General features: G+C 66.0%; 6 protein-coding genes and 1 tRNA gene. 3 read left to right on the plus strand and 4 right to left on the minus strand.

Annotated features, from left to right (window positions below; all coding sequences use genetic code 11):
- Positions 1-6: 6 nt before the first annotated feature.
- The 3 genes from B3587_RS14650 to ppk2 all read right to left on the minus strand — a co-directional run bounded on the left by B3587_RS14650 (position 7) and on the right by ppk2 (position 2,139).
- Positions 7-82 (minus strand) — tRNA-Thr (locus B3587_RS14650).
- Positions 83-122: 40 nt separating this feature from the next.
- Complete coding sequence (locus B3587_RS14655) at positions 123-1,073, minus strand: DsbA family protein (RefSeq protein WP_292729993.1); 951 nt, start codon at positions 1,071-1,073, stop codon at positions 123-125.
- A 184-nt stretch (positions 1,074-1,257) separates the two neighbouring features.
- Entirely contained in the window at positions 1,258-2,139 is an 882-nt protein-coding gene (ppk2, locus tag B3587_RS14660; protein ID WP_375237365.1) for a polyphosphate kinase 2, read from the minus strand.
- Positions 2,140-2,329: 190 nt separating this feature from the next.
- Here ppk2 and B3587_RS14665 point away from each other — a divergent pair, with 190 nt between their 5' ends.
- The 3 genes from B3587_RS14665 to B3587_RS14675 all read left to right on the plus strand — a co-directional run bounded on the left by B3587_RS14665 (position 2,330) and on the right by B3587_RS14675 (position 5,816).
- The gene (locus B3587_RS14665) at positions 2,330-3,178 is read left to right on the plus strand and encodes an NAD-dependent epimerase/dehydratase family protein (protein ID WP_228176852.1); all 849 of its coding nucleotides are present in this window, start codon (positions 2,330-2,332) and stop codon (positions 3,176-3,178) included.
- Positions 3,179-3,319: 141 nt separating this feature from the next.
- The gene (locus tag B3587_RS14670; protein WP_228176851.1) at positions 3,320-4,423 is read left to right on the plus strand and encodes an ABC transporter ATP-binding protein; all 1,104 of its coding nucleotides are present in this window, start codon (positions 3,320-3,322) and stop codon (positions 4,421-4,423) included.
- A gap of 79 nt (positions 4,424-4,502) precedes the next feature.
- Positions 4,503-5,816: a DUF4032 domain-containing protein gene (locus B3587_RS14675; RefSeq protein ID WP_228176850.1), complete on the plus strand. Its 1,314-nt coding sequence runs from the start codon at positions 4,503-4,505 to the stop codon at positions 5,814-5,816.
- Between the two features lie 10 nt (positions 5,817-5,826).
- Here B3587_RS14675 and B3587_RS14680 read toward each other — a convergent pair.
- Positions 5,827-6,267: NAD(P)-dependent oxidoreductase (locus B3587_RS14680; protein WP_292730000.1), on the minus strand; the 441-nt coding region annotated here is incomplete at its 5' end.

A 6,267-nucleotide genomic window follows, 5' to 3' on the forward strand; every position in this document is an offset into this window, starting at 1 on the left:
GAAAACTGGAGCCGACGACGGGACTTGAACCCGTAACCGCCCGATTACAAGTCGGGTGCGCTACCAATTGCGCCACGTCGGCAGAGCGCCCAGTCTATCGGGGCGCCGAGGTGCTCCCCGTCTCAGGGAGTGGGCGTCGGTGTCGGCGACAACGTCTGATAGTAAGCGTCGGAGTCGATCGTCAACACGAACTGGGCAAACTCCTTCGGGTCATCGAGCGCCCCGACATAGACCGAGCCGTTGACGAGCACGAGCGGTGTGCCGGTGAGTTGGACGCCCTCGGTGTCGGGGATCTCCTCGACCGCGCGCTCGGTTGCCTTCTTCGCCCACGAGAGGAAGTCGCCGTCCTCGATGCAGGCCCGCACGACCTTGGGGTTCGACACCCCGGATGCCTGCGCGATGTCGGCCAGTTCGGTGTCGGAGTACCCGTCGGCGTCGACATCCGGCTGCTGCTCCAGCAACGCGTTGTTGAACTTGAAGAACGCGTCTGATGCGTGGGTGGCGACGCACGCTGACGCTGCTGCGGCGCGCAGCGAGTACTTCGTGCCGTTGGACTTCGCCGTGAGCATCGCGACCGGGTAGTACGTCAGGCTGACCGCACCCTCGTCGACCCAGGTCGACAGCTGCGCCGCGTTGGCGAGCTGGAACTCGGCTGAGCCGGTTGAGAGGTAGTCGACATAGACCCGGATTTCGATTTCGGGCGCCTCGGTGACAACAGGGGTCGGCTCGGGGGTCGCAGCGCTTGTCGCCCCGGCCTCAGTGGACGTGCTGTCGTCGACGCCCTCTTGCGCGATGACCGCACCGTCGACGTCGGTCACCGCGAAACCGTCGGCCTTGGCAGCAGCGGGGCTGAGCGCGCTCGTCGAGGTTGTCGAGGTCACCGCCCAGGTGACCGAGACGGCGACGACGGCGACCACAGCGACGATTCCGACGCCGATGATTCCGGTACGGATGCGGCGCGCTCGCGTCTGCTTCGCGTGAACCTTCTGCGCCTTCTCGCGGACCGCTTCGCGGCGGTCGCGAGCCTCGGGCGCCGTGGGCTGCTCACCGCTGGGCGTCTGATCGCTCGACATGAAACCTCTTCACACAACAAGGGGTCGGGCTGTACCCGACAGGGGGCCGTGGCGTTGGCCGGGGGGATGTCGCTCAGGTAACGACCACCGCCCACGATGGTAGCCAGACAGCCTGGGAAAACCCCAGACATGGCGCCTCTTTAGGTGTGATGTGGCCGGGAAACCAGCACCACTCACGGTCAGGCTATTCGTCGGCCTCTTCCTGTTTGCCGCGCATCACCAACAAGGGGTCGGGCGTTCCCACAACCTCGAAATCCTTGTCGTCGTAATCGAACTGCCCGAGGAAGAACTTCATCGCGTTCACCCGAGCACGCTTCTTGTCGTTGGATCGGATGATGGTCCACGGCGCGTACTTCTTGTCGGTGCGGCGGAACATCTCCTCCTTGGCAACCGTGTACTCGGTCCACTTGTCCAGCGAGGCGATGTCCATCGGCGAGAGCTTCCACCGCCGCACCGGATCGAGTTGACGCAGCGCGAACCGCGTGCGCTGCTCGGTTCGCGAGACCGAGAACCAGAACTTCGTCAGATGGATGCCGGACTCGACCAGCATCCGTTCGAACGAGGGAGTCTGCTCCATGAACGTCTCATACTCGTCATCCGAACAGAACCCCATGACCCGTTCGACGCCGGCTCGGTTGTACCAGGACCGGTCGAACATGACGATCTCGCCCGCGGTCGGAAAGTGCTGGATGTAGCGCTGGTAGTACCACTGGCCCTGCTCGCGATCACTCGGTTTCGCCAGGGCGACGACGCGCGCAGACCGCGGGTTGAGGTGCTCGGTGAACCGTTTGATCGTGCCGCCCTTGCCCGCGGCATCCCGGCCCTCGAACAGGATGATGGCGCGGCCACCGGTGTCTTCGAGCCAGTACTGGAACTTCAGCAGCTCCACCTGCAGGCGGTACTTCTCGAGTTCGTACTCGTCGCGCGTCATCCGGTCCGCGTAGGGGTAGCCCTCCTGCCACGTGTAGACCGGATTGCCCTCGGGATCGATCAGATCGGGGTCGGGAGTGTGCCCGTCGCGCACGGTGTAGCCGTGCTCGCGCAGGTACTCGATGTAGGCCCGCATATCTCCGGCGGGGACGTTCTCGAACATGGCAGCCTCCGACGGCGCGGTCTGCATCGTGTGCGCCGTCTTCGCATTCTCACTCACCGGAGTACCTCACACGAGACCGACGTTCACCGCCCGGTGAACATCCGGTGACGATCAAGCCCCGCCGTCCCGCCGCCTCGACGATCGGGCGTGTAAGGCTGGGGTCATGAGAATTGTGGTGACCGGCTCGACCGGAAAGCTCGGAAGCGTCGTTGTTCGGGAGCTGAGCGCAGCGGGACACGAGGTGATCGGGTTCGACATCGCCGGCCGCCCCCAGCCGGGCTTCCTGCAGGTGGACCTCACCGATTACGGCCAGGTGATCGATGCCCTCGCGGGCCTTGGCGATCGCGACGACCGCGGGCTCGATGCCGTCGTTCACCTCGCGGCCATCCCGGCACCCGGCATCCGCTCCGAGGTCGCGGTCTTCCACAACAACATGGCAGCGACCTTCAACGTCTTTTGGGCGAGCGTCAGGCTCGGCATCCGTCGCCTGGTCTACGCCTCCAGCGAGACAGTGCTGGGGCTTCCCTTCGACGTGCCGCCGCCGTACGTTCCGGTGGACGAGGAGTATGAGCCTCGCCCCGAGAGCGTGTACTCGCTCGTGAAGACCCTCGAAGAGCGGATGGCGCGCGAGCTCGTGCGTTGGCATCCCGATCTGTCGATCACAGCGCTGCGGTTCTCTAACGTCATGGTTCCGGAGGACTACGCGGCCTTCCCCCGTTTCGATGAGGATGCGCGGGCCCGCAAGTGGAACCTGTGGGGCTACATCGATGCCCGCGACGGATCGCAGGCCATCGAGCGCGCACTCGAGGTCGCGCCGGCCGGGTTCGAGCAGTACATCATCGCTGCAGCCGACACCGTGATGTCGCGGCCGAACGCCGAGCTGCTCGCGGAGGTCTTCCCCGATGTGCCGGTCACCCGCGAGGTCGGACCGAACGAGACGCTGCTGTCGATTGAGAAGGCGACACGGATGCTGGGCTACGCGCCCCAGCACTCCTGGCGCGAGGGCCACTGAGCACAGCGGCCCTCGGTGTTCGCTCCCAGGTGGGGGTGGCATACTGAAAGATGCGCCCGATGACGGGCGTGCGGGCCAAGCCCCCGCTCATCCTCACAACGGATCGTCCGGCACGTACCTGCCGGTGAAGGAGAAGAAGAAATGGCGTCAGTCACCTTTGACAACGCAACCCGCCTCTACCCCGGTGGAACCCGTCCCGCAGTTGACAAGCTGAACCTCGAAGTGGGCGACGGCGAGTTCCTCGTCCTGGTCGGTCCCTCGGGTTGCGGTAAGTCCACCTCGCTGCGCATGCTCGCGGGCCTTGAAGAGGTCAACTCGGGTCACATCCGCATCGGCGAGCGCGACGTCACCGATGTCCCGCCGAAGGACCGCGACATCGCGATGGTGTTCCAGAACTACGCGCTGTACCCCCACATGACCGTCGCCGAGAACATGGGCTTCGCCCTGAAGATCGCCGGCGTCAACAAGGATGAGCGCGCTTCCCGCGTTCTCGAGGCGGCGAAGCTCCTCGACCTCGAGCAGTACCTCGACCGCAAGCCGAAGGCTCTCTCGGGTGGTCAGCGTCAGCGTGTCGCGATGGGCCGCGCCATCGTGCGTCAGCCCCAGGTGTTCCTCATGGACGAGCCGCTGTCGAACCTCGACGCGAAGCTGCGCGTCCAGACCCGTACCCAGATCGCGTCGCTGCAGCGCCGCCTCGGCGTCACGACCGTGTACGTGACCCACGACCAGACAGAGGCCCTCACGATGGGTGACCGGATCGCGGTCCTCAAGGACGGCATCCTGCAGCAGGTCGGCACCCCGCGCGATCTGTACGAGGCACCGAAGAACATCTTCGTCGCCGGCTTCATCGGCTCCCCTGCCATGAACCTGTTCACCGTCGACGTGACCGAGGGCGGCGTCAACTTCGGTACGCACCTGGTGCCGGTCGAGCGCGATGTCCTCGCCAAGACGAGCGCCAAGGAGCTCACGATCGGTGTCCGCCCCGAAGACATCGAGGTCAGCCCCGCCGACGGCAAGGGCCTCTCGGTGGTCGTGGACCTCGTCGAGGAGCTCGGCGCCGACGGCTACCTCTACGGTCACGCCGACATCAACGGCAAGCGCACCGATGTCGTCGCTCGTGTCGACGGTCGTAACCACCCGAACGCCGGTGAGACCGTCGTGCTGGCTCCGGTTCTCGACCACGTTCACCTGTTCGACCTCGAGTCGGGCGAGCGCCTCTCGGAGAAGGCTGTCGCTTCGGCCTGATCACCATGACCTCGTGACGGCGCGGATGTCTCAGACGTCCGCGCCGTCACGCACGTAAGCCCTGGATGCGGAGAATCGGATGTCGTCCACGCAGCTCTCGATCACCGCGAGCACCGTCGATCCCGGACTGCTGACCCTGCCGTGGTCGGTGCCTCTCGTGGAGTGGCCGTCCGAGACGATCGTGTCGCTCCCGAAGGGCATCTCCCGTCACACCGTGCGTTTCGCGAGCCTGTCAGGTCGCGTGGTGGCGATCAAAGAGACCACCGAGGAGATGGCGCGACGCGAGTATGACATGCTCGGCAACCTCGACCGGTTGGATGCGCCGTGTGTCGACCGGGTCGCCGTCATCGCCGGACGCCGTGACGAGGACGGCGAACCGCTACCGGCCGCCCTGGTCACCTCTCACCTGAAGTTCTCCCTCCCGTACCGCGCCCTGTTCACCCAGGTGCTGCGGCCGACTACCGCAACCCGACTGGTCGACGCCCTCGCGGTGCTGCTGGTGCGCCTCCACAATGTCGGGTTCTTCTGGGGCGATGTGTCGCTGTCGAACACGCTCTTCCGCCGCGACGCGGGAGCCTTCGCCGCCTATCTCGTGGACGCAGAGACCGGCGAGCTGCACGAAAACGGACTCACGCCCGGGCAGCGCGAGCACGACCTCGACGTCGCGCGCACCAACATCGCCGGCGAGATCATGGACCTCGAGGCCGGCGGACGCCTTGAGGGTGGTGTCGACGCCGTCGAGATCGCCGACGGGATCATGAGCGCATACCGGTCCCTGTGGCGGGAGCTCACCGAGATCGAGACGTTCGAGGCACGAGAGGCCTGGCGCATCACCGAGCGCGTCGAACGCCTCAACGAACTCGGCTTCGACATCGGTGAGATGTCGATGCAGACAACGGCCGACGGAACCCGCGTGTCCATCCAGCCCAAGGTCGTGGATGCCGGTCACCACCAGCGCCGCCTCATCCGTCTCACCGGGCTCGACGTCGAAGAGAACCAGGCGCGGCGGCTGCTGAACGACCTCGATGAGTTTCACGCACGCGGTTCACGCGCGGGCGATGACGAAGAGATGGTGGCGCACGAATGGCTCACCCGGGTCTTCGAACCCGTCATCCGCGCCATCCCCTTCGACCTGCGCTCCAAGCTCGAACCGGCGGAGGTGTACCACCAGTTCCTGGAGCACCGGTGGTACATGTCGCAGGCGCGCGGGCAGTCAGTGCCCGTCGCCGAGGCTGTCACGAGCTACATCGACGACGTGCTCAGATTCCGCCGCGACGAAGCAACAGTGATGGGGCCGCCGACCGACACGCTGGCGATTCCGATCGTGACGGATGCGGTCCCGGTGACCCGCAGCCCGTCGACCGGTCCCACCGACTGGCGGGACCTGGTCTAAGGGTGCGCGGTCAGTAGCCCACGGTGAAGCGGCCGCGCACGTGCTGCGGGTTCTCGATCTCGTCGAGTACCGCCACGGCAAGGTCAGCTCCCGAGATGAAGGATTCGCCGTCGGCATCCGTCACGATGACGTCGCCGCCGGTGCGGTACTTCCCGGTGCGCTCCCCCGGGTTCCACGCGCCGAAGCCGCCGGCCGGGTGCACGAAGAACCAGTCGCGACCCGAACTGTCGGCCTGCAGGTCTTCGAGGATGTCGATGGCTTCCTGCGCTTCGGGCTTGAACTCGTCGGGAAAGCCGCTGTCGATCACACGCGGCCCGCCAGGGGCCACGAGGCTCCCGCCAGCACCGCCGATGATTCCGATGCGCACGTCACCGGGGAGCACTGACAGCAACTGCTGGATCGCCGGGCGGACCTTTCCGAGCATGTCTCCGCGACCGGGGACCGCGCTGAC

The sequence above is a fragment of the Microbacterium sp. UBA837 genome (assembly GCF_002296025.1).
In the GTDB taxonomy this organism is placed as follows: domain Bacteria; phylum Actinomycetota; class Actinomycetes; order Actinomycetales; family Microbacteriaceae; genus Microbacterium.

Coding starts and splice junctions, on each gene's coding strand:
- B3587_RS14665 (WP_228176852.1), top strand. CDS start 2,330: ATGAGAATTGTGGTGACCGGCTCGACCGGAAAGCTCGGAAGCGTCGTT.
- B3587_RS14675 (WP_228176850.1), top strand. CDS start 4,503: ATGTCGTCCACGCAGCTCTCGATCACCGCGAGCACCGTCGATCCCGGA.
- B3587_RS14670 (WP_228176851.1), top strand. CDS start 3,320: ATGGCGTCAGTCACCTTTGACAACGCAACCCGCCTCTACCCCGGTGGA.
- B3587_RS14655 (WP_292729993.1), bottom strand. CDS start 1,073: ATGTCGAGCGATCAGACGCCCAGCGGTGAGCAGCCCACGGCGCCCGAG.
- ppk2 (WP_375237365.1), bottom strand. CDS start 2,139: ATGCGGGCCTACATCGAGTACCTGCGCGAGCACGGCTACACCGTGCGC.